The following is a 24869-nucleotide window of genomic DNA, read 5'->3' as shown; positions in this document are numbered from 1 at the left end:
GAGATCATGCTTTCCACGCCCTCTTGCGAGAGCAGTACTTGCAGCCTCCGACCCGTGAAACCGGCCGAATAATCAACGTTCCACCCATGAGCAACCACCGCCGGACGTATGCCGACGTAATGGCCCTGGACCACCAGGACATGCCTGGCGGCCTAGATGCTCCTTAGAAAGGAGGTGATCCAGCCGCACCTTCCGGTACGGCTACCTTGTTACGACTTCGTCCCAATCGCCAGTCCCACCTTCGACAGCTCCCTCCCCGTGAGGGGTTGGGCCACCGGCTTCGGGTGTTACCGACTTTCGTGACGTGACGGGCGGTGTGTACAAGGCCCGGGAACGTATTCACCGCAGCAATGCTGATCTGCGATTACTAGCAACTCCGACTTCATGGGGTCGAGTTGCAGACCCCAATCCGAACTGAGACCGGCTTTTTGAGATTCGCTCCGCCTCACGGCATCGCAGCTCATTGTACCGGCCATTGTAGCACGTGTGCAGCCCAAGACATAAGGGGCATGATGACTTGACGTCGTCCCCACCTTCCTCCGAGTTGACCCCGGCAGTCTCCTGTGAGTCCCCATCACCCCGAAGGGCATGCTGGCAACACAGAACAAGGGTTGCGCTCGTTGCGGGACTTAACCCAACATCTCACGACACGAGCTGACGACAGCCATGCACCACCTGTACACCGACCACAAGGGGGGCACCATCTCTGATGCTTTCCAGTGTATGTCAAGCCTTGGTAAGGTTCTTCGCGTTGCGTCGAATTAAGCCACATGCTCCGCTGCTTGTGCGGGCCCCCGTCAATTCCTTTGAGTTTTAGCCTTGCGGCCGTACTCCCCAGGCGGGGAACTTAATGCGTTAGCTGCGGCACCGACGACGTGGAATGTCGCCAACACCTAGTTCCCACCGTTTACGGCGTGGACTACCAGGGTATCTAATCCTGTTCGCTCCCCACGCTTTCGCTCCTCAGCGTCAGTAATGGCCCAGAGATCCGCCTTCGCCACCGGTGTTCCTCCTGATATCTGCGCATTTCACCGCTACACCAGGAATTCCGATCTCCCCTACCACACTCTAGTCTGCCCGTATCGAATGCAGACCCGGGGTTAAGCCCCGGGCTTTCACATCCGACGCGACAGACCGCCTACGAGCTCTTTACGCCCAATAATTCCGGACAACGCTTGCGCCCTACGTATTACCGCGGCTGCTGGCACGTAGTTAGCCGGCGCTTCTTCTGCAGGTACCGTCACTTTCGCTTCTTCCCTGCTGAAAGAGGTTTACAACCCGAAGGCCGTCATCCCTCACGCGGCGTCGCTGCATCAGGCTTTCGCCCATTGTGCAATATTCCCCACTGCTGCCTCCCGTAGGAGTCTGGGCCGTGTCTCAGTCCCAGTGTGGCCGGTCGCCCTCTCAGGCCGGCTACCCGTCGTCGCCTTGGTGAGCCACTACCTCACCAACAAGCTGATAGGCCGCGGGCTCATCCTGCACCGCCGGAGCTTTGAACCCACCCCCATGCGAGGGAAGGTATTATCCGGTATTAGACCCCGTTTCCAGGGCTTGTCCCAGAGTGCAGGGCAGATTGCCCACGTGTTACTCACCCGTTCGCCACTAATCCACCCCGAAAGGCTTCATCGTTCGACTTGCATGTGTTAAGCACGCCGCCAGCGTTCGTCCTGAGCCAGGATCAAACTCTCCGTGAATGTCAACCCGTAATCGGGTCACACCACGAGAGCGGAACAGTCAAGCGGAATAAGCCCGACCGTTCACAGCGTCCTCGCTGTGTTTACTACTTCAAAGGAACCTCGCCCTCCCGAACGGGAGAGACGGGGTATCAACATATCTGGCGTTGATTTTTGGCACGCTGTTGAGTTCTCAAGGAACGGACGCTTCCTTCGTACTCACCCGAGAGACTCTCTCAGGCTTTCCTCCGGGCAATTTCCCTTCGGTCTTGCTGCCTTGCGTTTCCGACTCTATCAGATCATTTTCTGATCCGATTCCCTGTCGGCGGGTTTGCCTAAAGCTTTCCGGCTTTCGCCCGTTGGCCTTTCGACATTCACTACGTTAGCCGATTCCCTCAGCAACTCATAATCGAGTTCCACGCGTTCACAATTCAGCATGCAGGCACGCCGAAATTGACCCCGCTGAGAGGGAGTCGTAGGTAGTGGGTTGGCCACTTCCGGCTGCAGGCGATCGCCGTACCCGGTTCAAGCGGCTCGGGCTACATTACGGACCCCCCATGGGCTCGTCAAGTTGAGCGGCGACGGGGCGCATGGGCTCGATAGGGGCTCACCGTAGGGTCGTTGGTGATCCAGAAGCGCCAGGGGTGGACGCCTCCATCGCCGGCAACTCCGGTGCGCGGACCACTGCTCACCTGGTCGGAGCCGACGGGGGTGCCCGTCAGGATCGTGATCGGTGCGGCTCCGGCGGCGCAGGCGTCCGTACCGTCGAGGGCCCTGTCCACGCCCAGGGCCGTGGCCAGGCGGGCCGGTCCTTTGGCCAGTTCCTTGTCGCTTCGGGCCGAAATTCGACGTTTGCGGGCGAGTTCGGCACCCTCGATGATCTCGCCGGCCCGGAGCAGGACCCCGCTCGCCGTGCCCTCGGGGCCGCACACCAGGTTCATGCAGTGCCACATGCCGTAGGTGAAGTAGACGTACACATGTCCCGGCGGACCGAACATCACGCTGTTGCGGGGTGTGGGGCCGCGATAGGCGTGGGAGCCGGGGTCGTTCGGGCCGTCGTACGCCTCTACCTCTGTGAGGCGCAGTTCGATCGGACCGTCCGGGGAGGTGTGTACGAGGACTCGGCCCAGGAGGTCGGGGGCGACCTCCAGCACCGGCCGGTCGAAGAACTCCCTTGGGAGGGGCGTACGGTCAGCGGGCGCGATCATGCCGTCCGAGCGTAGTGCAGGCGTGTCTCGGTGAACGGGGTGGCCAGGAAGCGTCCGCCTTGCCAGGGTGAGGACGGAACCGGCCACGGCCGGATCGCGTTTCTAAGGATCAAGGGATCGCTAAGGATCGCTGGAGAAGGAGAGACATGGCGTTCAAGAAGCTGCTCGCGAGCCTGGGTGCCGGCGGGGCTTCGGTCGAGACGGTGTTGACAGAAGTCAACGTCGTTCCGGGCGGTGTGGTCCAGGGTGAGGTACGGATCCAGGGCGGTTCCGTCAATCAGCAGATCGAGGGGCTGTCCGTAGGGCTCCAGGCCAAGGTCGAGGTCGAAGGCGGGGACCAGGAGTACAAGCAGGACGTCGAGTTCACGAAGGTACGGCTGGGCGGCGCCTTCGAGGTTCAGGCCGGTGCCGTGCACGTCGTGCCGTTCGGGCTGGAGATCCCCTGGGAGACCCCGATCACAGTGATCGACGGTCAGCCGCTGCGCGGGATGCACATCGGCGTGACCACCGAGCTGGCGATCGCGCGTGCCGTCGACTCCGGTGACCTGGACCCCATCAATGTGCACCCGTTGCCCGCGCAGAAGGCGATCCTGGACGCCTTCATCCAGTTGGGCTTCCGTTTCAAGAACGCGGACCTGGAGCGCGGCCACATTCGGGGTACGCGGCAGAAGCTTCCCTTCTACCAGGAGGTCGAGTTCTTCCCGCCGGCGCAGTACCGAGGCCTGAACCAGGTCGAGTTGACCTTCGTCGCCGACGAGCAGGCGATGGATGTCGTGCTGGAGATGGACAAGAAGCCGGGGCTGTTCAGCGAGGGCAGTGACACCTTCCGCTCGTTCCAGGTGGGGCTGCACGACTACCAGGGCACGGACTGGGCGGCCTACCTGAACCAGTGGCTGGCCGAGGTCGGCAGCAAGCGCAACTGGTTCTAGTAGCCGGAGAGCACCCCAAGGACAAGCGAGGAGGGGCCGGGAACACCGAATGGTGTTCCCGGCCCCTCCTCGCTTGGATATTCGGGTGCCACTCGCGTCTGCGGACGGAGTGGCAACTAGGCTGGCGCCAAGGCCATCAGGGTCGTGATCAGGGTTCTTCGGTGACACGGGAGGCGGCAAGAGCCTTTCAGGTAGGAAGAGATCCGACCGGCCCGATGCAGAACCGACCAGATCCCACCAGGAGGTACCGAGGTGACCGAGCTCAAGAGGCCGCCGCTGCCGCACGACTTCCATCCGCCCGTGCCGTCGTTCACGGTCACGAGTGAGGACGTCGAGGCTGGTGCGACGCTCAAGGACGCTCAGGTCTACGCGTCCGGCAACACCTCGCCGCAGCTGCGGTGGGAGGGGTTTCCGCCGGAGACCAAGAGTTTCGCAGTGACCTGCTACGACCCGGACGCGCCTACGGGCAGCGGGTTCTGGCACTGGGTCGCGTTCGACATCCCGGCCTCGGTGACCGAGTTGCCGGCGGGTGCGGGCAGCGGCAAGTTCGAAGGACTGCCCGAGGCTGTGGTCCAGGTGCGCAACGACTACGGCACGCGGGACTTCGGCGGTGCGGCGCCGCCGGCCGGGGACGGTCCGCACCGGTATGTGTTCACGGTGTACGCCGTGGACCAGGAGAAGCTGGGTCCGGACGCGGACGCGTCGCCCGCGGTCGTCGGTTTCAATCTGCGGTTCCACGCGATCGCGCGTGCTCAACTCGTCGGTGAGTACGAGGTTCCCGCCGAAGACTGACCTTCATTGAACGTTTGCCCGCCTCTGGTCTTGGAAGTGATCAGAGGCGGGCATTTTTATTGCGTTGTCCATCTCGGCATGCCCGGCCAGAGTTGATCCAAGCCTGCCATGCGGTGGGCCGGTGAGCAGAGGAGGTGGGCTGGATGCGGGACACGCTGGTTCTGAACGCGAGCTTCGAGCCGCTGTCGACGGTGACGTTGAACCGAGCCGTCGTTCTGGTGCTGCAGGACAAGGCTGTTGTCGAGCAGGCCCACCCCGAGATCCGTATGCGCGGAGCCGCTGTCGACATACCCGCGCCACGTGTTATCAGGCTCTGCCGCTATGTCCGGGTGCCGTTCCGAAGACAAGCACCGTGGTCGAGGCGCGGTGTGCTGGTCCGGGACCGGCACAGGTGCGCGTACTGCGGTCGGCGGGCGACGACCGTGGACCACGTGGTGCCACGGGCGCAGGGCGGACAGGACTCCTGGCTGAACACCGTCGCGTCATGCTCGGAGGACAACCACCGTAAGGCGGCCCGGACTCCGGAGCAGGCAGGGATGCCGTTGCTGCGGCTGCCGTTCGAGCCGACGCCTGCGGATGCGATGCTCTTGGCTTTGGGGCAGGACGACTTCGAGGCGCTGCCGGAGTGGTTGGGGCAGTCGGCGGCGTAGGTCTGTGCGGGTGGGACTTTTTTGGAGTCCACTGGTAGGTCGTTGGCCGCGGGCCCGTTGTGGCTGGTCGCGCAGTTCCCCGCGCCCCTTTGGGGGCGCGGGGGTAGCCGTACGTTAATCAGTGATTGACGGCTTTTCTCGGCGTTCCGTGCCGCCGCCCGAGTTGTCGCTGCCGCCCGAACCGCCGCCCAGGTTGCCGAAGTTACCCATGGCGCCGGAGAGGCCCTTCAGAGCGTCGCCGATTTCGCTGGGGACGATCCAGAGCTTGTTGGCGTCACCCTGGGCGATCTTCGGGAGCATCTGGAGGTACTGGTAGGAGAGGAGCTTCTGGTCCGGGTCGCCGGCGTGGATGGCCTCGAAGACCGTGCGGACGGCCTGGGCCTCGCCCTCGGCGCGCAGGGCGGCGGCCTTGGCCTCACCTTCGGCGCGCAGGATCGCGGACTGCTTCTCACCTTCCGCGGTGAGAATCTGGGACTGGCGGATACCTTCGGCGGTGAGGATCGCGGCGCGCTTGTCACGGTCGGCGCGCATCTGCTTCTCCATCGAGTCCTGGATGGAGGTCGGCGGCTCGATCGCCTTCAGCTCGACGCGGTTGACGCGGATGCCCCACTTGCCGGTGGCCTCGTCGAGAACTCCGCGGAGGGCCGCGTTGATCTCCTCGCGGGAGGTCAGGGTCCGCTCCAGGTCCATGCCACCGATGATGTTGCGGAGGGTGGTGACGGTGAGCTGCTCGATGGCCTGGATGTAGCTGGCCACCTCGTACGTCGCCGCCCGTGCGTCCGTCACCTGGTAGTAGATGACGGTGTCGATGTTGACGACCAGGTTGTCCTGGGTGATCACCGGCTGCGGCGGGAACGGCACGACCTGCTCGCGGAGGTCGATGCGGTTACGGATGGTGTCGATGAACGGGACGACGATGTTCAGGCCCGCGTTCAGTGTCCGCGTGTAGCGGCCGAACCGTTCCACGATGGCGGCGCTCGCCTGTGGAATGACCTGGATGGTCTTGATCAGGGCGATGAAGACCAACACCACCAGAATGATCAGGACGATGATGATGGGTTCCATCGTGGCTCCCCGTACCCTTCTCCGCCTTGGCGCTTACGGAAAGATCGTATGCCTGTTGAAGATCTTGCTTGTTGAAGATCTTGCTGGTCGAGTGTGACAGACCGTCGGCTGCCCCGTGGACGTTCCGTTCACTTACGTCGTGCGAGGTCACATGACGATCGCCGTGGCCCCCTCGATCTCGACCACGTCCACCTCCTGGCCTACTTCGTAGGCGAGTTGGGCGTCCAGGGAGCGGGCCGACCAGACCTCTCCGGCAAGCTTGATCCGGCCACCGGAGCCGTCGACGCGTTCCAGGACGACGGCCTGTTTGCCCTTCAACGCGTCGATTCCGGAGAGGAGTTGGGGCCGGTCGGCGCGGTGCCGGGTTGCGATGGGCCGTACGACGGCGATGAGCGCGGTCGACACAAGGGCGAACACCAGCACCTGGACGACGGCTCCGCCGCCGAGTCCGGCCGCGCCGGCAGCCGCCAGTGCGCCCACGGCGAGCATGCCCAACTCCGGCATCGCGGTCACCACGAGCGGGATACCCAGCGCCACGGCGCCGACGAGCCACCACACCCATGCGTCGATGTCGTTCACCTCGTCATGGTAGGTCCGCGGGCCTGGTCACCGACAGGGCGCCGATCAACTTGGCACAGGCTTCTTCCAGTTGTTCCACAAGGTGGTTCGTGGTTCGTGTGCCGTCAGGACATCGGCAGGCCCTGTGCGGTCCAGCGTTCGCCGACCTGCTCGACGACGAGGGGAAGGCCGAAGCACATCGACAGGTTGCGGGAGGTGAGTTCAAGCTCCAGGGGGCCAGCTGCGAGCACTTTGCCCTGACGAATCATCAGGACGTGGGTGAAGCCCGGGGCGATCTCCTCGACATGGTGCGTGACCATGATCATGGAGGGTGCGATCGGGTCACGGGCGAGGCGGCCGAGACGGCGTACGAGGTCCTCGCGGCCGCCGAGGTCGAGGCCGGCGGCGGGCTCGTCGAGGAGCAGCAGCTCGGGGTCGGTCATCAGGGCGCGGGCGATGAGGGTGCGCTTGCGCTCGCCCTCGGAGAGGGTGCCGAAGCGGCGGTCGAGGTAGTCGCTCATGCCGAGGCGGTCGAGGAAGGCGCGGGCGCGCTGTTCGTCGATGTCCTCGTACTCCTCCTGCCAGCCGGCCGTCATGCCGTACGCGGCGGTCAGCACCGTCTGCAGCACGGTCTGGCGCTTGGGCAGCTTGTCGGCCATGGCGATGCCGGCCATGCCGATGCGTGGGCGCAGATCGAAGACGTCGACCTTGCCGAGGGTCTCGCCGAGGATGGTGGCGGTGCCCTGGCTGGGGAAGAGGTAGCTGGAAGCGAGGTTCAGGAGAGTGGTCTTCCCGGCGCCGTTCGGGCCGAGGATGACCCAGCGTTCGCCCTCCTTGACCGACCAGGAGACCTGGTCCACCAGAGCCCGGCCCTCGCGGACCACGGATACGTCCTCCAGCTCCAGAACATCGCTCATGAGCGGGTTGTCTCCCAATGCAGTGTCGGCCAGTCTCGCGTTCGTGTGCGCCTATGGGCGCAGCCCCCCACGAAATCTACGCCACCGGTCGGCCCGTCCCTCCCCTCGGTCGGTCCTTAGGGTGGGGGCATGCTCTCGGAACCACGCTCAGGACGACTGGCCGCATGGGGAAATGCCCTGTTGGCCGGACTTGTTTCGCCGGACGACGCGGTAGTGGCCATCGTCGGGGAGGACGCGGTGCACCGGGTCGAGGGGCTGCCCGGTGAGTCGGCGCCCGTCGGTCTCACGCTCGCGCTGGGGCGGTTGCGGGCGCTCGGTGCGTCCGGGCTGCGGATCGCATTGCCCGCGCCGGGGCATCCGCTCGGGCTGAGCGGGCCGCCCGAGTTCAACGCGCGGGCGCTGGAAGCGGAGGAGGCGGCGATCTGCGAGGGCGCCGCGCTGGGGCTGGTGCCGGAGGTGTACGAGGCCGGGCCGGCCGGGGATGTGCATGTCGAGGTCGTCTGGCACTGCCTGCCGGTGCGGGAGGCACCGCCTGCCGATGTGCCATCCCTCGGGGAGGCCGAGCGGGAGCTCGCGGAGGCGCTGCGGGACGCAACGGCGCTGCTGTCCCGGCTGGACGTCGCCGGGTCGGGGCCGGTCGCGGAGGCGGCGATCGATGCGTACCGGGCGCGTGCGGAGCGGGGGCGCGAGATGTTGGCGCCCGGGTATCCGCCGCGGGCGGTACGGGTACTGGAGCTGGCGCAGCGGGTGGGGTTGCTGGTCTCGGTGGCGGCCGAGAACGGGCCCGGCGGGGCGGTGAGCGCGTCGGAGATCGCGGCGCGGGCGGAGGCGTTGCGGCCGGTGGAGCGGACGGCTCGGCGGGCACAGGTCGCGGCGTACAACTCCGTTGTGGAGGAGCGGGGGGTGCGGTGAGGTTTGTTGTGCGGTGCGGGACGGTTGGTGTGGGCGTTGCTGGGGGCTGGCGCCCCCAGGCCCCCGCTTCGGCCTGAACGGCCTCGTCCTCAATCGCCGGACGGGCTGGAGATGCCCGGGCCCGAGCTGGATGGACGCGGCAAACGGGTGCCCGTCGTGCCGGACCGGCCTCCCGGGCGTACCCAGGAGGCCGGAGGTCAGGACCTCAGCGCCTCGGTGTCGCGGTTCCTCAGTGGTTGAGGCCGAGGTTGCCGAAGGCGGGGTTCAGCGCGCCGATGACGTTGACGCTGTTGCCCACCACGTTCACCGGGATGTGCACCGGGGCCTGGATCAGGTTGCCCGAGGCGACACCCGGAGAGCCGACGGCCTGGCCGTTCGCGTGCGCACCGTCCGTGGCGGAGGCGAAACCGGCACCGGCGGCGACGAGGCCACCCGCCACCATCGTCACAGCGGCGGCCTTCTTCAGGTTCTTCATTTCTGAGCCCTCCCTTTGCGTTCACCGCGGCAGGTCGCCGCAGCACGCCCTGGAGAACGCCGGAGATCCACGAAGGATGCGCCATCCGGGGGACATTCCCACGACGGTATGAATCTCAGCCCGGAAGGGAACGTTCCGAATTGCCGGTCATCCGACCACACCGTGACGTACCGCCCACAACGCTGCCTGCGTACGGTCCGCCAGGTCGAGTTTCATCAGGATGTTCGAGACATGCGTCTTGACCGTCTTCTCGGACAGCACCAGGGCACGGGCTATCTCCCGGTTCGAGCGGCCGTCCGCGATCAGGGTCAGCACCTCCCGCTCCCGCTCGGTGAGCGAGCCGCCCCTGCCCTGGCCCGAGTGTGTCTCCTCCTGGGTCAGCAGCGCGCCGGCGACCTCGGGCTGGAGCAGGATGTGTCCGGCGTGCACGGAGCGGATGGCGCCGGCGAGGGCGTCCGGGTCGATGTCCTTGTAGACGTACCCGGCGGCGCCGGCGCGCAGGGCCGGGACCACCGTGCGCTGCTCGGTGAAGCTCGTGACGATCAGCACGCGCGCGGGGTTGTCGAGTTCGCGGAGTCTGCGCAGCGCTTCGACGCCGTCCATGCCTGGCATCTTGACGTCCATGAGGACGATGTCGGGTTTGAGTTCCTGCGCGCGGTCGACTCCTTCGGCACCGTCCGACGCCTCGCCCACGACCTCGATGTCGTCCTGCACTTCGAGGAACGTGCGCAGGCCCCGGCGGACCACTTGGTGGTCGTCGACGAGCAGCACCCTGATTGCGTCAGCCACCGGGGACCTCCATCTCGATCGTGGTGCCCTTTCCGGGCGCCGATTCCACGTCCAGCCGGCCGCCGACCCCGCTCGCCCGGTCCCGCATGGAGACCAGACCGAGGTGGCGTCCGGCGCTGCGCACCGCCGTCGGGTCGAAGCCGCTGCCGTCGTCGGTGACGCGCAGGGCGGCGCCCTGGCCGCGCTTCGCCAGGGTCACCTCCACCAGGGCAGCCCCGGAGTGCCGCAGCGCGTTGTGCAGGGCCTCCTGGGCGACCCGTAGGAGTGCCTCCTCCTGGGCCGCCGGCAAGGCGCGGACCCCGCGGCTGTCGAAGGTCACGCGCGCGGAGTGCGCCCGGTCGAGGACCTGGACGTGGGTGCGGAGCGTGGCGATCAGGCCGTCCTCGTCCAGGGCGGCGGGGCGCAGTTCCACGACCGCGTCGCGCAGTTCGTCGGCGGCCTCCGCGGCGAGCGCGGCCACCTGCTGCAGCTCGCCCTTGGCGCGGGCGGGGTCGCGGTCCACCAGGGTGGCGGCGGCCTGTGCCGTCAAGCGCAGGGAGAACAGTTTCTGGCTGACCGCGTCGTGCAGTTCGTGGGCGAGTCGGGAGCGTTCCTCGGCGATGGTCAGTTCGCGGCTGCGCTCGTAGAGGCGGGCGTTGGTCAGGGCGATCGCCGCGTGCTGGGCCAGGATGGCGAGGAGGTCTTCGTCGTCCTCTGTGAAGCCGCATCCGCCGGAGGGTTTCGCGCACCTCTTGTTGGCGAGGAACAGGGCGCCCAGCACCTCGTCGCCGTCCCGGATCGGCAGGCCCAGGAAGTCGGACATGTCGGGGTGGGCGGACGGCCAGCCCTCGAAGCGCGGGTCCTTGCGCACGTCGGCCAGGCGCTCGGGGCGGGCCTCGTGCAGCATCGCGGCGAGGATGCCGTGCTGGCGCGGGAGCGGGCCGATGGCCTTCCACTGGGCGTCGCTGACGCCGTCGACCACGAACTGGGCGAAGCCGCCGTGGTCGTCCGGGACGCCCAGCGCCGCGTACTGCGCGTCGAGCAGCTCTCTGGCGGAGGCGACGATCGTCTTGAGGACGTCGCGTACCTCCAGGTGCCTGCTCATGGCCAGCAGCGCGGCGCTCACCGCGGCCAGGCCGGACCGTGGTCCTTGACTCATGCCCTCACGGTACCGGCGGGGTGTGACAGTGCGTATCCGTCCTGTGTCGGCCCCCGCCTAGGCCGTCGGGCCTAGGGCGAGGGGTCCCACCACATTGCGGCCGCGACGAGGGGACGCATGTCATGCCATTGACGCCCTCGCCCGCGTGAACGCAGCCGACTCCGGTCTGCACCGCCCTGCGGCGCTCCCTCGGGTACGCGCGTGGTGGTGCTTTTCTCGACGCGCGGGGACGACGGGCGGTGGGCCGTCGAGCTGCGGGATCCTGACGGGACGGGCACCACACGCGCGCGTGGGGGCGGGTCCGCGGGGACGGCGGTGCGGCTGTCCGCAGGCGCGGGACTGGTTCTGGAGGAGCCGCTGACCGTGCGCAGTCCCCGGCTGTGGTGGGCGCGGGTGGATGGGCAGGTACTGCCCCTTCTGCGGGAGCACGGGCGGCCCATTCGCTACTCCTGTACGGCACGGGACAAGCCGTTGTCCGTCCATCAGACGGTGTTCGCGCTGCCGTCCTGCGATGGGGCGGGGAGCGCGGAGGTGCCGAGTGCCGGGCGGCCCTTCACCGCGCGGCTGGTGGCGGCGCCGGTGAGCCGGGGGGGCAGTTCGCGCCCGTCAGGCTGCACTGGGGTCGCGTCGGCGGAGGCGTACGTGCCGCCGTATCCGGAGCGGTTCGCGGTGCCGGAGGCCTCGGCGCGGCTGATCAACGCCGTGCGGGCCGGGGGGGCGGGCGCACCGTGGCGGTCGGTACGACGGCTGTGCAGGCCGTGGAGTCCGCGGCGGGGCCGGACGGTGGGTGCGGGCAGCCGAGGCGTGGACGGACCTGGTGGTGCCGCCCGAGCGTGGGATAGGGGTCGTCGACGGGCTCCTGACGGGGGCTGCACGAGCCGGAGGCGTCGCATCTGCTGGTGCTGGAGGCGGTCGCGGGGCGGGCGGCGATCGACCGGGGGTACGAGGAGTCGCTGCGCGAGCGGTACCTGTGGCACGAGTCCGGGGACGTGCATCTCCACCTTCCGGCCGAGGCATGAAACAGGGCCTCACGCTGAGCATTGCTCTCGCAACCAGTAGTGAGACGAACGCTCGGCCCATGTGACCCCGAACATAGGGCGCACATCACTTACTAGGTGGCATAGGAGACAAACGTCCACTCGGTGAGCGGGAAAGACGCTCCCATCTGTCCTATTTTGCCCTTCCCCGGTCCACTACCCCTCGTAGTACGTCACACCTTTGCCACATCATTTTGCGGCCGCTAAGAATGGCAACGTCGCTCAGCGCCGCGGGTTCCGCCCGCGGCGTTTGTGTCGGAAGCACCCCTGTCCCCCGGACAACCGAGCGACCTCCGCGCTATTCGAAGAGGTCCATCCGCCATGCCCGAGAACACCACTGCTTCTGGTCATAGTCGAATCCGTCTGTCAGCCAGGACCCGCAAGCTCGCGATCGCCGGAGCCGCCACGCTCAGCGGCGCCGCCCTCGCGTTCACCCTCGTGCCTAGCGGCAACGCCCAAGCCACCTCCGAGGCCGTCTCCGTCGCTCCTGTGGTGTTCAGCCAGGAGCAGGTCAAGGACGTGAAGGCGAGCATCACCGACCAGCTGGCCGGCGCGACCGTGAAGGCCGATGCCATCGCAGCCAAGAAGAAGGCCGCCGACGCCGCTGCCGCGAAGAAGGCCGCAGCAAAGAAGGCCGCGGCCAAGCAGGCCGCGAAGAAGAAGGCCGCGGCGAAGGCGGCGAAGGAGCGCAAGGCGAGGGAGGCCGCGAGCCGGTCCGCCAAGCGTGCCGCGCTCAAGAAGGCCGCCACGAAGACGTACAGCAACAGCCTCGACGGCTGGATCAAGGAGTCCCTGGACATCATGAAGTCCAAGGGCATCCCGGGTTCGTACAACGGTCTGTACCGCAACATCATGCGGGAGTCCTCGGGCAACCCGAACGCGATCAACAACTGGGACATCAACGCCATCAACGGCATCCCGTCGAAGGGCCTGCTCCAGGTCATCCCCCCGACCTTCAACGCGTACCACGTCTCCGGTACGTCGACGAACATCTACAACCCGGTCGCCAACATCACGGCCGCCGCCAACTACGCGGCCGACAAGTACGGCTCGATCGACAACGTCGACAGCGCGTACTGAGGTCGGCGCGGACCTCTGACTCGTACAGGGCGAAAGGGCGGCACCCCCACCGGGGGTGCCGCCCTTCACCGTCGTACGACCTTGGTCACTTGCGCATGACCTCGGGCTCGTGGCGGCGCAGGAAGCGGGCCACGAAGAAGCCGCAGATCACGCCGATGGCGATCAGGGCCAACATGTCGATGCCCCAGGCCGCGGCCGTGTGATCCCACAGCGGGTCCGTGCTGCCGGGGTCGTCGACGTTCGGGCTGATCTTGTTGAAGTCCAGCGTGGCGCCCGCGGCGGCGACCGCCCAGCGGGACGGCATCAGGTACGAGAACTCGTTGACGCCGATGTTGCCGTGCAGGATGAACAGGCAGCCGGTGAACACGACCTGGATGATCGCGAACATGACGAGCAGCGGCATGGTCTTCTCGGAGGTCTTCACCAGGGAGGAGATGACCAGGCCGAACATCATCGAGGAGAAGCCGAGCGCCATGATCGGGATGGAGAGTTCGAGCAGCACGAACTTGCCGAAGATCACGCCCTCGTCCGGGATCGTGCGGCTGGAGAAGCCGATCGCGCCGACCATGAGGCCCTGCAGGACCGTGATGAAGCCGAGGACGATCACCTTGGACATCAGATACGCGGAGCGGGACAGGCCGGTCGCGCGCTCCCGTTCGTAGATGACGCGTTCCTTGATCAGCTCGCGGACCGAGTTCGCGGCGCCGGCGAAGCAGGCGCCGACCGCGAGGATCAGCAGGACGGTGGTGGCTGTGCCGTTCGGGACGTTCAGGCCGTTCCTGGCCACCTTGCCGGGCAGCAGGGTCTTGTCCGGGTCGATGAGCAGGCTCACCGCGCCGAGCACCGCGGGCAGGATCACCGTCAGCGCCAGGAAACCCTTGTCGGAGACGATGACCGTCACGTAACGCCGGATCAGGGTCATCAGCTGGGAGCCCCAGCCCTGCGGCTTGGGCGGGCGCATGGCCTGTGCGGGCGGCATGTCTACGGACTGCGGGGCGACGGCGTCGATGTCCGCGGCGTACATCTGGTAGTGCTGGGAGCCCTTCCAGCGTCCAGCCCAGTCGTAGTCGCGGTAGTTCTCGAAGGCGGAGAAGACGTCGGCCCAGGTGTCGTAGCCGAAGAAGTTCAGTGCCTCCTCGGGCGGGCCGAAGTACGCCACCGCGCCGCCCGGCGCCATCACGAGGAGCTTGTCGCAGATCGCCAGTTCGGCCACGGAGTGCGTGACGACGAGGACCGTACGGCCGTCGTCGGCGAGGCCGCGCAGCAGCTGCATGACGTCTCGGTCCATGCCCGGGTCGAGGCCGGAGGTCGGCTCGTCCAGGAAGATCAGCGACGGCTTGGTGAGGAGCTCCAGGGCCACCGAGACGCGCTTGCGCTGGCCGCCGGAGAGAGAGGTGACCTTCTTCTCCTTGTGGATGTCGAGCTTCAGCTCGCGCAGCACCTCGTCTATGCGGTGCTCACGCTCGTCCGTCGTGGTGTCGGCGGGGAAGCGCAGTTTGGCCGCGTACTTGAGGGCCTTCTTGACGGTCAGTTCCTTGTGCAGGATGTCGTCCTGCGGGACCAGACCGATGCGCTGGCGCAGCTCGGCGAACTGCTTGTACAGGTTGCGGTTGTCGTAGAGGACGTCGCCCTGGTTGGCGGGCCGGTAGCCCGTGAGCGCCTTGAGGAGCGTCGACTTGCCGGAGCCCGACGGGCCGATGACCGCGATCAGCGACTTCTCCGGGACGCCGAACGAGACGTCCTTGAGGATCTGCTTGCCGCCGTCCACCGTGACCGTCAGATGGCGGGCCGAGAAGGAGATCTCGCCGGTGTCGACGAACTCCTCGAGATGGTCGCCGACCAGGCGGAACGTCGAGTGGCCGACGCCGACGATGTCGCTCTGGCCGAGCAGCGCCGTGCCGCCCTTGGCCATCGGCATACCGTTGACGTACGTGCCGTTGTGCGAGCCCAGATCGTGGATCTCGAAGCGGCCGTCGGGCGTCGCGTGGAACTCGGCGTGGTTGCGGGAGACCTGGAGGTCGGAGACGACCAGGTCGTTCTCCAGCGCGCGGCCGATGCGCATCACGCGGCCGAGGAGCAGCTGGTGGAAGGTGGTCGGGCTGCGGTCGCCGTACACCGGCGGCGCCCCTGCCCCTGCCCCCGGACCCTGCTGCTGCGGGATCGCGGGGGCCTGCTGGTGCGGCTGGGACTGCGGCCAGCTCTGCTCCGGTGCCTGCTGCTGCGGCGGCTGCTGAGCCCAGCCGGGGCTCGCGCCCTGCGCCGCGAACGGCTGCTGCTGAGGCTGTGCCACCTGCGGTGTCGCCACCGAGGCGGCGCTGCTGGAGAGGTTCAGGCGCGGGCCGTCGGTCGCATTGCCGAGATGGACGGCCGAGCCCGGCCCGATCTCCATCTGGTGGATGCGCTGCCCCTGCACGAAGGTGCCGTTGGTGCTGCCGTGGTCCTCGATGGCCCAGCTTCGGCCACCCCAGCTGATCGTGGCGTGCCGCCAGGAGACCCTGGCGTCATCGAGCACGATGTCACCCTGCGGATCGCGTCCGAGGGTGTAGGGCCTGGACGAATCGAGCGTCCAGGTCCGTCCGTTCAATTCCAGTACGAGTTCCGGCACTCCATGCCCCACTGAGTTGTCCCCCGAAATTTGCCCCAACACGGGGAGTCTAGGGATGTCGAACATCGTGGGGAACTATTTCAGGCTCAGCCCCCTGACCGAAAGTCGGGCCTTGCGGACGGGGCGTGGAAGCGGACAGCGACGCGCCGTTGACGGGGTGGAAACCGGACCGGAGAGTGGTAATCCCACGCGAGGGGGACACCCGCGGTGCATCACCGCCGCGCGGATCGGGGGCCGACGATGAATATCGAGACAGCCGAGCAGGGCCGGAGGCTGCCGTGGGGAGACGTGATGCTCTCCGCGATCACCGCCGTGAGCTGGGCGTTGATCGGAATGGCGGGAACGGCGGCGCTCGGACTGCATCTGCTGGAGGCGGACTCCACGGCCTCGCTGGGGCCGATGACCGCGGCGGTTGTGGCACTTGGGGCGGGTGGTTCGGTCACGCCGTCCGGTGACGTGTCGGCCTTCGGCCTGAAAGGGGCGGAGGCGGTCACCGCCATCGAGATCACGCCACTGGGAGTCGGTCTGGTGGGCGCGGTGCTTTTGTCCTGGTTCTTCTTACGGTCCCTGCGCGGATCGGGAGTTGCGATCTCCCCGTCCGAACTCCTCGCGCGCGCGGGCGCGGTGATCGCCCTTTTCGTGGCGACCCTGGGCGGGCTGGCCTGGGCGGGGCACGACGTCATCACCATCGACGGCGGCAGCCTGGGCCTCGACAATCTGCCGGGTACGGGCGGAGGAGGCGACGGCGGGGGTCTGGACATCCCCGGGCTCGGCGACATCAGCGGTCTGCTGCCCGACCGGGTCGGCGACCTGATCGACGCGAAGGCGGCGGTCGGCTTCAGCGTCGACGCCCTCCCCACTCTGCTGGGCGGCCTGGTCTGGGCGGTCGGCGTCCTGGCGATCGCCATCCTGGCGTCCCGGCGCACTCCCCTGCCGCGCGGCTGGGAAGCGGTCCACCGCGTCGTACGTCCGGCGGCGTCCGCCCTGGTCACCGTGGCGCTGGTGGCGGTGGCGGCGGGGCTCGCGGCGGCGGCGTACGCGGCGATCGGCGACGCCCACCCCAAGCGCATCGCGGGCGCAGCTCTGCTCGGCGCCCCCAACGGGGTCTGGCTGGGCATCCCGATCGGTTTGTTCGTCCCGTTCGACGGCAGTGCGTCCGGGGTGCTGGTGAACTTCCTGCCGGACCCCCTGGACCGGCTCCTCAGCTCGCCGGACGACCAGTCGGTCAGCCTCGGCAGACTGGCCGAACTGGACAACCGGGTATGGCTGTTGGGGGTCGCCGCGGTCCTGATGATGCTGCTGGCGGGCATCCTCGCGGCGGCCCGGACGCCACTGGCCCCGGGAGTCGGCCCGGACGCCGTGGACGGGCGGGTGCCCCTCGCCGTGCGGGATCCGGGTGCCCTGCGTTTCGCCGGGCGCTGCGCGCTGCGGCTGGGGGCGGTGACCGCGGTGGCGTTGCCACTGCTCGCCTGGCTGACCGAGGTGTCCGTGGACGCCTCGATCTCGGTCCTGGGCTTCGACGCGTTCGGCGCCGGAATCGAACTGCACGGGCAGCTGATCGCGGCCCTGCTGCTGGGCGCGGTGTGGGGCGCGGGCGCGGGCGCCGCCGGCGCAATGCTGGCGTACGCGAGCGGGGCAGCGGGGTGGCGGGCGGTGCCGTTGGCACTGGGTGACGCGTGGGCGGGGCCGGGAGGGGCGGGCGGGGTGACGGGTACCACGGCCGGGATGCCGGGAGCGGTGGGGACGAGCGGGGTGACCGGTACCGCGGCCGAGGAAGCGCGGTACGGCGTCCGGCCTACGAAGGCCGGAGGCCCCGGTCCGTACCCAGGCCCGTACGCGCCCGGCTCGCCGTACCGGCCGCCCAACCGCGACACCAATCCGTATCTACGGCTGCCGGACGGCCCTGTGGAGCCCGAGGACGCGCGGCCGGGCGAGACGGGGCGGCCCTATGGGGGCGGGCAAAGGTCCGGGTCCGGGTCCGGTCAGCCGTACGAGGGGGGCGGGTGGGCTCCGGACAGCCGACGGCCCTACGAGGGCGGGTGGGCGTCCGAGGCCCCGCGCACGGGAGCACGGTCGCCCGACGGGAGTAGCGCGCCCGAGCGGACTGGTTCCGGCAGGGGTAACGGACCGGGCCAGGGCGCCGATCCCGGTGGGAGGGGCGGCTCCGGTGACCGGAGCGGTTCCGGTGAGGAGCGCGGCTCGGGCGAGGGGAGCGGTTCCGGTGAAGGGGGCGGCTCGGGCGGCGAGGAGCAGCCGCCCGAGAACATCTACGGCCTGCCCACCATGGCCAGGCCGGTCTCGCCGCCGCCGCGACGGCCCGGATGGCGCAGGAGTGGCTCGTCGGGGGCCGTGCCGGAGAAGCGGACTCCTCCCCCGCCGCCGCCTCCGCCCCCGCCACCCGGCACGCCCAAAGGACGGCGCTGACCTGCCCGTAAGGTCCTGGCCACCCCCATGAAACGTACTGTTCCCTGTCCGTCAGGCGGACCGCGTGCGCGGTAGGCACTGGGTGCCGGATACGGTGGAATCACCATGAACGCTACGCAGACCGCTGACGTACCCACTCTTCTCGTCAAAATCTTCGGCAAGGACAGGCCGGGCATCACCGCCGGTCTGTTCGACACACTTGCCGCCTACTCCGTGGACGTGGTCGACATCGAGCAGGTCGTCACGCGTGGCCGCATGGTGCTGTGCGCGCTCGTGACTCAGCCGCCTGCCGGGATCGAAGGCGATCTGCGGTCCACCGTCCACAGCTGGGCGGAGTCCATGAAGATGCAGGCGGAGATCATCTCCGGGCTCGGCGACAACCGGCCGCGCGGGCTCGGGCGTTCACTGGTCACCGTGCTGGGGCATCCACTGACCGCCGAGTCGACCGCCGCGATCGCCGCGCGGATCACCAGGGCCGGCGGCAACATCGACCGTATCTTCCGGCTCGCCAAGTACCCCGTGACGGCGGTCGAGTTCGCCGTCTCCGGTGTCGCGACCGAGCCGCTGCGCACGGCCCTGGTCACTGACGCGGCGGCACTCGGTGTCGACATCGCGGTCGTCGCGGCGGGGTTGCATCGGCGGGCACAGCGGCTGGTCGTCATGGATGTGGACTCGACGCTCATCCAGGACGAGGTGATCGAGCTCTTCGCCGCGCATGCGGGCTGCGAGGACGAGGTCGCCAAGGTGACCGCCGCCGCGATGCGCGGGGAGCTGGACTTCGAGCAGTCGCTGCACGCGCGCGTGGCGCTGCTGAAGGGGCTCGACGCGTCGGTGGTGGACAAGGTGCGCAGCGAGGTCCGGCTCACTCCGGGGGCGCGCACGCTGATCCGTACGCTGAAGCGGCTCGGCTTCGAAGTCGGTGTCGTCTCGGGTGGGTTCACCCAGGTCACGGACGATCTGAAGGAGCGGCTCGGGCTGGACTTCGCCCAGGCCAACACGTTGGAGATCGTCGACGGGAAGCTGACGGGCAAGGTCATCGGCGAGATCGTGGACCGAGCGGGCAAGGCTCGGCTGCTGCGGCGGTTCGCGGCGGAGGCAGGGGTACCGCTGGATCAGACCGTGGCGATCGGTGACGGGGCGAACGATCTGGACATGCTGAACGCGGCGGGGCTCGGCGTCGCCTTCAACGCCAAGCCCGTCGTGCGGGAAGCCGCGCATACTGCGGTGAACTTCCCCTTCCTGGACACCGTGCTGTACCTGCTGGGGGTCACTCGGGAAGAGGTCGAAGCGGCGGATACGCAGGAGTAGCCCTCTGCCGGTTTCGCGGGGCGGAAAGTCTTGGGGCCCCGGTCTCGACTTCACTCGACCGGGGGACCCCATCGCCCTGCGGAACGCCTGCCCGCAGCCTGTGATCCCTACTCCGTCGGTGCCCAGAAGTCGAGCAGTGTTGCCGTCCCCGGTTCCAGGGCCTTCCAGGAGCCCGTGAAGGTAAGGGTCGCGAAGGCCGCTGCAGGGAAGCCCAGGCTGGTCAGCTTTGTGCGGGTTTCGCTCTCGGACTCGTCGGCCAGGATGCCGGTGAGGGCCTGCACTCCTGGATTGTGGCCGATCAGGACCACGTTCTGGGTGTCGTCCGGGGTTTCGTTGAGCAGGGCGATGAGCTCGCCCGGTGAGGCCTCGTAGATCCGCTCCTCGTAGACGGTCTTCGGCCGTTGCGGGAGTTCCTGGACCGCGAGTTTCCAGGTCTCGCGGGTCCGGGTGGCGGTGGAGCAGAGGGCCAGGCCGAGGGGGATGCCGGTGTCGGCCAGCTTGCGCCCGGCGACAGCGGCGTCCTTGCGGCCCCGGTCAGCGAGCGGCCGCTCGTGATCGGTCACCTGGGGCCAGTCGGCCTTCGCATGCCGGAAGAGGACGATCCTGCGGGGTTCTGCGACGCTCATGGCACCCAGCTTCGCATGAAACACGCCACGGGGCGCAGGGAGTTGACGGGCGGCTCCGCAGGTGGGAATGGGGTGTCCACGGCGCTCAACGTGTCACCAGATCCCGCACACGCTCAAGGAAGTGGGCGATCACAGGGTCGCCGCTCGCAGCCTGCGCGTCGGTCGGGTTCAGCATCAGTACGAACAGCGCGACGAACGCGAGCGTCGGCAGTGCCAGGGCCCACCATGGCAGCCGTATGTCGACTCCACGCGTGGTCGCCGGAAGGGGCCGGGAGTGCGTGCGGGCCGACATGATGCCTCCGTGGGTCTTCGAGCCGTCTGTGGCCCGCATCTCGCGGCCACACCTCGAAGTTACGGAACCCGCGGCCCTCAACCCATCCGGAGATCCACCCACTTGACCCTGAGACTCGCCCCCTAGGGGATGGTGGGGATACCCCCACCAACGGCCGTCACGGTGAGGCGATCGTCGCGATGACGGCGATGATCACGAAGATGGCGAAGAACGAGCCGAAGACGATCAGCATCTTCTTCTGGCCGTTCTGGGGGTTCGGGTCGAGCACTGGCATACGGCCAGTCTCGCACCCGTTCCCTGGCTCGTGCCTCCCGGGGTGCTCGCACCTCCCGGGGTGAGGTCAGTGGGTCGCCGCCTCGTCCTCCACGGCGCGGTCACGTCCCGCCAGTACACCCACGACCATCTGCGGCAGCATCAGGCCGGCCATCAGCGCGAGCGGCAGCCCCCAGCCGCCGCTGTGCTGGTAGAGCACGCCCACGAGCAGCGGCCCGGGGATCGAGATCAGATAGCCGGTGCTCTGGGCGAAGGCCGACAGCTGAGCGACGCCCGCACCCGTCCTGGCCCGCATCCCGACCATCGTGAGGGCCAGCGGGAAGGCGCAGTTGGCGATGCCGAGCAGTACTGCCCAGACCCAGGCCCCGCCGGCCGGCGCGAGGTACAGGCCCGCGTATCCGAGGAGTCCGCAACCGCCGAGCACGATCACGATGGGCCCCTGCTGGGGCAGGCGCGTGGCGACACGCGGGATGACGAAGGCGAGCGGCACGCCCATCGCCATGGTCACGGCGAGCAGCAGTCCGGCGGTGCCGGCCGGGACGCCCGCGTCCCGGAAGATCTGCGCCATCCAGCCCATGGTGATGTAGGCGGCGGTCGCCTGGAGCCCGAAGAACACGGCGAGCGCCCAGGCGGTACGACTCCGGGTGATACGCAGGGCACCGGCCCCCTGCGCCGTGGCGGACGTCCCGCGCACGGGAAGCGCCTCCCGCCTCGATCCGCCCGCGCCCCGTTCCCGTACCAGCGGGATCCAGGGCACCACGGCAGCCATCGCGAGAACCGCCCAGACGGTCAGTCCCGTCCGCCAACTCCCGCCCAGCGCCTCGGTCATGGGCACGGTGATCGCCGCTGCGGCGGCGGTGCCGAGGGCGAGGGCCATCGAGTACAGGCCCGTCATGGAGCCGACCCGGTCGGGGAACCAGCGCTTGACGATGACCGGCATCAGGACGTTGCTGACCGCGATTCCCATGAGCGCGAGCGCGCTGGCGGCCAGGAAGCCCGCGGCGGTGCCCGTCCAGGGTCGGATCGCCAGGCCAGCTGCGATGGCCGCCATGCCCGCGCACACGACCGCGCCGACGCCGAAGCGGCGGGCCAGACGCGGTGCCATGACGCCGAAGAGGGCGAAGCAGAACGGGGGTACGGAGGTGAGTACTCCGGCCGCGGTGCCGCTCATGCCGAGTCCGTCGCGCACCTCTTCGAGGAGGGCGCCGAGGCTGGTGATGGCGGGGCGGAGGTTGAGGGCGGACAGCACGATGCCGACGACGACCAGCCGTGTGAGCCACGCGCGCGTGGCTGTTCCGCCTGTCTCCACGGTTCCCCCGGTCTCGTTCTCCGGCTCCGCCGAGTCGCGTATGGATGTGGACATCGTCGTCCGGGTTTCCTCGCTCACCATGACGCCAAGCATAGAATCATAGGATGATTGGTTGTACTCGCCCGTACGAAGATGTGCCATGCCGCCGCTGAGCCACCCCCGTCGATCGGCTCTGTCCGAGTAGGTCATCACCGCACTGCGGAACCAGATCACCTCGGCTGAGTGGCCCGGAACACGGTCCGAGAAGCGGTCCGGGCCCTCGCGCACAACGGGCTGCCGGCCATCCGCCAGGGCTCGGGCACCTACGTCGTGGCGGCCAGTGAGCTGGCCGGTGTGATGCACCGCCGGTCCGCCGACGCGGATCCCCGGCACATCGCTGAGCTGCGCTCCACACTGGAGTCGGGTGCGGCCGAGCCGGCGGCCCTGCGGCGCACCGAACGCGACCTCAAGCAGCTGGACGCACTCCTGGCGCACCGGGAAGAGGCCTGGGTGTCCGGGGAGGCGTTCGTGAAGGCCGACGCGAGTCTGCACATGGCGGTGTTGGCCGCGTCCCACAACGACGTGATGACGACGATGTACGCGGACCTGGGTGAGGTCCTGCGGGACTGGCTCCGCGACGACATCGGTGAGGAGCTGACCCCTCGGACGTACGTGGACCACGCCCCGTTCATCGTCGCTCATCGTCGCGATCCGCGCGGGCGACGCGGCGGCCGCCGCCAGGGAGGCGGCGGGTTATCCGTTCGTGTGCCGGCTCAGGGCGTCCGTTTCTGGTGGCTGACCCACACCGAGCGGACTTCCTTCCAGCAGCGGCCGGTGAGCCGTACGGTCTGGGCGGGCCCGGCCTCGACAGAGGAGCCGTCGCTGTCGAGGTCCCACCAGCGGTCGCACTCGATGTGCAGACGTACGCGGTCGGCAGGCACGTAAGGGTTGTGGCAGTACGCGGTCACCTTGGAGCCGGTGACCCGGGTGTGACAGGTGGAGCCGAAGGGCTCGGGCCGTTCCGGCTGTCGTGCCTCCACGCGCGTGTGTGGCACGGCCTCGTACGGAACAGTGGTTATGAGAGCTACGGCGACGAGCAGCGGGGCGAAGCTGCGGGGCAGGCGCACAAGGAGGACCTCCTCGGCCGTGCTGGGGAGGAAACGCGAGGTGAACGCGTAATCCAGAGTGCCCAGTTACCCCTCTCCCCCGCCCGGCCGGATGAGCCGAACGGGTGACGCGCAGAGGGCCCGCGCCAAAAAGCGACGCGAGCCCTCGAAATGTCGGCCATGCCTCGGCGGCAGCGGCAGCGGCAGCGCTCAGGCGCCGATCGCGTGCAGCCCGCCGTCCACGTGGATGATCTCGCCCGTGGTCTTCGGGAACCAGTCGCTGAGCAGTGCGACGACACCGCGGCCGGCCGGCCCGGGGTCCTTGAGGTCCCACTCCAGGGGCGAGCGGTCGTCCCACACGGCGGCCAGCTCGCCGAAGCCCGGGATGGACTTGGCGGCCATGGAGGCCAGGGGACCGGCGGAGATGAGGTTGCAGCGGATGTTCTGCTTGCCCAGGTCGCGGGCGACATAACGGCTGGTGGCCTCCAGGGCGGCCTTGGCCGGGCCCATCCAGTCGTACTGCGGCCAGGCGAACTTCGCGTCGAAGGTGAGACCGACGACCGAGCCGCCGTTCTGCATCAGCGGCAGACAGGCCATGGTGAGCGACTTCAGGGAGTACGCCGAGACGTGCATGGCGGTGGCCACGGACTCGAACGGGGTGTTGAGGAAGTTGCCGCCGAGAGCGTCCTGCGGGGCGAAACCGATGGAGTGGACGACGCCGTCGAGGCCGCCGAGCTCCTCACCGACGAGGTCGGCCAGGCGGCCCAGGTGCTCCTCGTTCGTGACGTCGAGCTCCAGGACCTTGGTGGGCTTGGGGAGCTTCCTGGCGATGCGCTCGGTCAGCGTGGGCCGCGGGAACGCGGTCAGGATGATCTCGGCGCCCTGCTCCTGAGCCAGCTTGGCGGTGTGGAAGGCGATGGACGACTCCATCAGCACACCGGTGATCAGGACGCGCTTGCCCTCGAGAATTCCGCTCATGGTGATCAGTGACCCATTCCCAGTCCGCCGTCAACGGGGATGACGGCTCCAGTGATGTACGAGGCGTCGTCCGAGGCGAGGAACCGCACCGTCGCGGCGATCTCCTCCGGCTGCGCGTACCGGCCGAGCGGCACCTGCGAGACGATGCCCGCGCGCTGCTCGTCGGTGAGGACCTTGGTCATGTCGGTGTCGACGAAGCCGGGCGCGACCACGTTGAAGGTGATGTTGCGCGAGCCCAGCTCACGGGCGAGGGAGCGGGCGAAACCGACCAGGCCGGCCTTGGAGGCGGCGTAGTTGGCCTGCCCCGGCGAGCCGTACAGCCCGACGACCGACGAGATCAGTACGACGCGGCCCTTCCTGGCGCGCAGCATGCCGCGGTTGGCACGCTTGACGACGCGGAAGGTGCCGGTGAGGTTGGTGTCGAGGACGGACGTGAAGTCCTCCTCGGACATACGCATCAGGAGCTGGTCCTTGGTGACACCGGCATTGGCGACGAGGATCTCGACCGGGCCGTGCTCGGCCTCGATCTCCTTGTAGGCCTGCTCCACCTGCTCGGTGTCGGTGATGTCGCACTTGACGGCGAGGCAGCCCAGTTCTGTCAGGGCGGCCGGCGGCTCACCGGAACGGTATGTGATGGCGACCTTGTCGCCGGCCTCGGCGAACGCGCGGGCGATGGCGAGGCCGATGCCCCGGTTGCCTCCGGTGACGAGAACCGAGCGGCTCAACGGATCACCCTTTCGTTAGCG

Annotated in this window: 22 protein-coding genes, 1 rRNA gene and 2 pseudogenes; 9 read left to right on the top strand and 16 right to left on the bottom strand. The window is 68.3% G+C overall.

The features are described 5' to 3' along the window. Positions 1 to 167: 167 nt before the first annotated feature. Together OG734_RS38275 and OG734_RS38270 are read right to left on the bottom strand one after the other, a co-directional pair. Positions 168 to 1694 (bottom strand): 16S ribosomal RNA (locus OG734_RS38275). A 545-nt stretch (positions 1695 to 2239) separates the two neighbouring features. After that, complete coding sequence (locus tag OG734_RS38270; protein ID WP_330292005.1) at positions 2240 to 2881, bottom strand: DNA-3-methyladenine glycosylase; 642 nt, start codon at positions 2879 to 2881, stop codon at positions 2240 to 2242. A gap of 146 nt (positions 2882 to 3027) precedes the next feature. Between OG734_RS38270 and OG734_RS38265 the strand changes: the two genes are divergently transcribed. From OG734_RS38265 to OG734_RS38255, 3 genes are all read left to right on the top strand, one after another. Next, positions 3028 to 3810 (top strand): sporulation protein, encoded by a 783-nt coding sequence (locus OG734_RS38265; RefSeq protein ID WP_330292004.1) that lies wholly within the window; start codon positions 3028 to 3030, stop codon positions 3808 to 3810. A gap of 252 nt (positions 3811 to 4062) precedes the next feature. Continuing rightward, positions 4063 to 4602, top strand: a complete 540-nt coding sequence (locus OG734_RS38260) for a YbhB/YbcL family Raf kinase inhibitor-like protein (protein WP_330292003.1) — start codon at positions 4063 to 4065, stop codon at positions 4600 to 4602. A gap of 143 nt (positions 4603 to 4745) precedes the next feature. Then, the gene (locus OG734_RS38255) at positions 4746 to 5252 is read left to right on the top strand and encodes an HNH endonuclease (protein WP_330292002.1); all 507 of its coding nucleotides are present in this window, start codon (positions 4746 to 4748) and stop codon (positions 5250 to 5252) included. A gap of 114 nt (positions 5253 to 5366) precedes the next feature. On the opposite strand, the gene OG734_RS38250 is transcribed toward OG734_RS38255, so the two are convergent. The 3 genes from OG734_RS38250 to OG734_RS38240 form a co-directional block, all read right to left on the bottom strand. Beyond that, positions 5367 to 6317: an SPFH domain-containing protein gene (locus OG734_RS38250; RefSeq protein ID WP_330292001.1), complete on the bottom strand. Its 951-nt coding sequence runs from the start codon at positions 6315 to 6317 to the stop codon at positions 5367 to 5369. Positions 6318 to 6464: 147 nt separating this feature from the next. Beyond that, entirely contained in the window at positions 6465 to 6896 is a 432-nt protein-coding gene (locus OG734_RS38245) for an NfeD family protein (RefSeq protein WP_330292000.1), read from the bottom strand. Between the two features lie 104 nt (positions 6897 to 7000). Continuing rightward, a complete protein-coding gene (locus OG734_RS38240; RefSeq protein WP_318320274.1) occupies positions 7001 to 7792 on the bottom strand; it encodes an ABC transporter ATP-binding protein in 792 nt (263 codons plus the stop codon). Between the two features lie 129 nt (positions 7793 to 7921). Here OG734_RS38240 and OG734_RS38235 point away from each other — a divergent pair, with 129 nt between their 5' ends. Next, positions 7922 to 8704 carry a hypothetical protein gene (locus OG734_RS38235; RefSeq protein ID WP_330291999.1) on the top strand — a complete coding sequence of 261 codons (783 nt, stop codon included), beginning with the start codon at positions 7922 to 7924 and terminating at the stop codon, positions 8702 to 8704. Between the two features lie 229 nt (positions 8705 to 8933). On the opposite strand, the gene chpE is transcribed toward OG734_RS38235, so the two are convergent. The 3 genes from chpE to OG734_RS38220 form a co-directional block, all read right to left on the bottom strand. Continuing rightward, positions 8934 to 9179, bottom strand: a complete 246-nt coding sequence (chpE, locus tag OG734_RS38230) for a chaplin ChpE (RefSeq protein WP_330291998.1) — start codon at positions 9177 to 9179, stop codon at positions 8934 to 8936. Positions 9180 to 9326: 147 nt separating this feature from the next. Beyond that, complete coding sequence (locus OG734_RS38225; RefSeq protein ID WP_330291997.1) at positions 9327 to 9968, bottom strand: response regulator transcription factor; 642 nt, start codon at positions 9966 to 9968, stop codon at positions 9327 to 9329. After that, positions 9961 to 11106 (bottom strand): GAF domain-containing sensor histidine kinase, encoded by a 1146-nt coding sequence (locus tag OG734_RS38220; RefSeq protein WP_330291996.1) that lies wholly within the window; start codon positions 11104 to 11106, stop codon positions 9961 to 9963. The genes OG734_RS38225 and OG734_RS38220 overlap by 8 nt, the downstream gene beginning before the upstream one ends. Before the next feature lie 195 nt (positions 11107 to 11301). Between OG734_RS38220 and OG734_RS38215 the strand changes: the two are divergent. Continuing rightward, a pseudogene (locus tag OG734_RS38215) lies at positions 11302 to 12125 on the top strand (S-adenosylmethionine:tRNA ribosyltransferase-isomerase); the annotation flags it as partial. A 339-nt stretch (positions 12126 to 12464) separates the two neighbouring features. Further along, positions 12465 to 13223: a lytic transglycosylase domain-containing protein gene (locus OG734_RS38210; protein ID WP_330291995.1), complete on the top strand. Its 759-nt coding sequence runs from the start codon at positions 12465 to 12467 to the stop codon at positions 13221 to 13223. An 85-nt stretch (positions 13224 to 13308) separates the two neighbouring features. Here the strand turns inward: OG734_RS38210 and OG734_RS38205 are convergent, their stop codons facing one another. After that, positions 13309 to 15828 carry an ABC transporter ATP-binding protein/permease gene (locus OG734_RS38205; protein WP_330291994.1) on the bottom strand — a complete coding sequence of 840 codons (2520 nt, stop codon included), beginning with the start codon at positions 15826 to 15828 and terminating at the stop codon, positions 13309 to 13311. Between the two features lie 240 nt (positions 15829 to 16068). On the opposite strand from OG734_RS38205, the gene OG734_RS38200 reads away from it, so the two are divergent. Together OG734_RS38200 and serB are read left to right on the top strand one after the other, a co-directional pair. Then, on the top strand, positions 16069 to 18252 hold the full coding sequence (locus tag OG734_RS38200; protein WP_330291993.1) for a streptophobe family protein: 2184 nt from the start codon (positions 16069 to 16071) through the stop codon (positions 18250 to 18252). A gap of 105 nt (positions 18253 to 18357) precedes the next feature. After that, positions 18358 to 19560: a phosphoserine phosphatase SerB gene (serB, locus tag OG734_RS38195; protein ID WP_330291992.1), complete on the top strand. Its 1203-nt coding sequence runs from the start codon at positions 18358 to 18360 to the stop codon at positions 19558 to 19560. 107 nt (positions 19561 to 19667) lie between these two features. Here serB and OG734_RS38190 read toward each other — a convergent pair whose 3' ends face one another. The 4 genes from OG734_RS38190 to OG734_RS38175 all read right to left on the bottom strand — a co-directional run bounded on the left by OG734_RS38190 (position 19668) and on the right by OG734_RS38175 (position 22153). Next, the gene (locus OG734_RS38190) at positions 19668 to 20186 is read right to left on the bottom strand and encodes a SixA phosphatase family protein (protein ID WP_330291991.1); all 519 of its coding nucleotides are present in this window, start codon (positions 20184 to 20186) and stop codon (positions 19668 to 19670) included. A gap of 85 nt (positions 20187 to 20271) precedes the next feature. After that, the gene (locus OG734_RS38185; RefSeq protein ID WP_330293941.1) at positions 20272 to 20478 is read right to left on the bottom strand and encodes a hypothetical protein; all 207 of its coding nucleotides are present in this window, start codon (positions 20476 to 20478) and stop codon (positions 20272 to 20274) included. A gap of 157 nt (positions 20479 to 20635) precedes the next feature. Further along, a complete protein-coding gene (locus tag OG734_RS38180; protein ID WP_124002440.1) occupies positions 20636 to 20752 on the bottom strand; it encodes an SGM_5486 family transporter-associated protein in 117 nt (38 codons plus the stop codon). Between the two features lie 66 nt (positions 20753 to 20818). After that, a complete protein-coding gene (locus tag OG734_RS38175) occupies positions 20819 to 22153 on the bottom strand; it encodes a CynX/NimT family MFS transporter (RefSeq protein ID WP_330291990.1) in 1335 nt (444 codons plus the stop codon). A gap of 94 nt (positions 22154 to 22247) precedes the next feature. On the opposite strand from OG734_RS38175, the pseudogene OG734_RS38170 reads away from it, so the two are divergent. Further along, positions 22248 to 22838 (top strand): annotated as a pseudogene (locus OG734_RS38170) (FadR/GntR family transcriptional regulator). Here the strand turns inward: OG734_RS38170 and OG734_RS38165 are convergent. The 3 genes from OG734_RS38165 to fabG form a co-directional block, all read right to left on the bottom strand. Further along, a complete protein-coding gene (locus OG734_RS38165) occupies positions 22813 to 23166 on the bottom strand; it encodes a hypothetical protein (protein WP_330291989.1) in 354 nt (117 codons plus the stop codon). The pseudogene OG734_RS38170 and the gene OG734_RS38165 sit on opposite strands and share 26 nt — an antisense overlap. Before the next feature lie 189 nt (positions 23167 to 23355). Then, positions 23356 to 24123, bottom strand: coding sequence for an enoyl-ACP reductase FabI (gene fabI / locus OG734_RS38160; RefSeq protein WP_330291988.1), 768 nt, complete (start codon positions 24121 to 24123; stop codon positions 23356 to 23358). A gap of 5 nt (positions 24124 to 24128) precedes the next feature. Next, positions 24129 to 24848: a 3-oxoacyl-[acyl-carrier-protein] reductase gene (fabG, locus tag OG734_RS38155; RefSeq protein ID WP_330291987.1), complete on the bottom strand. Its 720-nt coding sequence runs from the start codon at positions 24846 to 24848 to the stop codon at positions 24129 to 24131. Positions 24849 to 24869: the final 21 nt, after the last annotated feature.

This window comes from Streptomyces sp. NBC_00576, assembly GCF_036345175.1.
Classification (GTDB): domain Bacteria; phylum Actinomycetota; class Actinomycetes; order Streptomycetales; family Streptomycetaceae; genus Streptomyces.
This window is presented reverse-complemented; position numbering and strand designations above follow the sequence as displayed.

Coding starts and splice junctions, on each gene's coding strand:
- OG734_RS38270 (WP_330292005.1), bottom strand. CDS start 2,881: ATGATCGCGCCCGCTGACCGTACGCCCCTCCCAAGGGAGTTCTTCGAC.
- OG734_RS38265 (WP_330292004.1), top strand. CDS start 3,028: ATGGCGTTCAAGAAGCTGCTCGCGAGCCTGGGTGCCGGCGGGGCTTCG.
- OG734_RS38255 (WP_330292002.1), top strand. CDS start 4,746: ATGCGGGACACGCTGGTTCTGAACGCGAGCTTCGAGCCGCTGTCGACG.
- OG734_RS38250 (WP_330292001.1), bottom strand. CDS start 6,317: ATGGAACCCATCATCATCGTCCTGATCATTCTGGTGGTGTTGGTCTTC.
- OG734_RS38240 (WP_318320274.1), bottom strand. CDS start 7,792: ATGAGCGATGTTCTGGAGCTGGAGGACGTATCCGTGGTCCGCGAGGGC.
- OG734_RS38235 (WP_330291999.1), top strand. CDS start 7,922: ATGCTCTCGGAACCACGCTCAGGACGACTGGCCGCATGGGGAAATGCC.
- chpE (WP_330291998.1), bottom strand. CDS start 9,179: ATGAAGAACCTGAAGAAGGCCGCCGCTGTGACGATGGTGGCGGGTGGC.
- OG734_RS38220 (WP_330291996.1), bottom strand. CDS start 11,106: ATGAGTCAAGGACCACGGTCCGGCCTGGCCGCGGTGAGCGCCGCGCTG.
- OG734_RS38210 (WP_330291995.1), top strand. CDS start 12,465: ATGCCCGAGAACACCACTGCTTCTGGTCATAGTCGAATCCGTCTGTCA.
- OG734_RS38200 (WP_330291993.1), top strand. CDS start 16,069: ATGAATATCGAGACAGCCGAGCAGGGCCGGAGGCTGCCGTGGGGAGAC.
- serB (WP_330291992.1), top strand. CDS start 18,358: ATGAACGCTACGCAGACCGCTGACGTACCCACTCTTCTCGTCAAAATC.
- OG734_RS38190 (WP_330291991.1), bottom strand. CDS start 20,186: ATGAGCGTCGCAGAACCCCGCAGGATCGTCCTCTTCCGGCATGCGAAG.
- OG734_RS38185 (WP_330293941.1), bottom strand. CDS start 20,478: ATGTCGGCCCGCACGCACTCCCGGCCCCTTCCGGCGACCACGCGTGGA.
- OG734_RS38180 (WP_124002440.1), bottom strand. CDS start 20,752: ATGCCAGTGCTCGACCCGAACCCCCAGAACGGCCAGAAGAAGATGCTG.
- OG734_RS38175 (WP_330291990.1), bottom strand. CDS start 22,153: ATGCTTGGCGTCATGGTGAGCGAGGAAACCCGGACGACGATGTCCACA.
- fabI (WP_330291988.1), bottom strand. CDS start 24,123: ATGAGCGGAATTCTCGAGGGCAAGCGCGTCCTGATCACCGGTGTGCTG.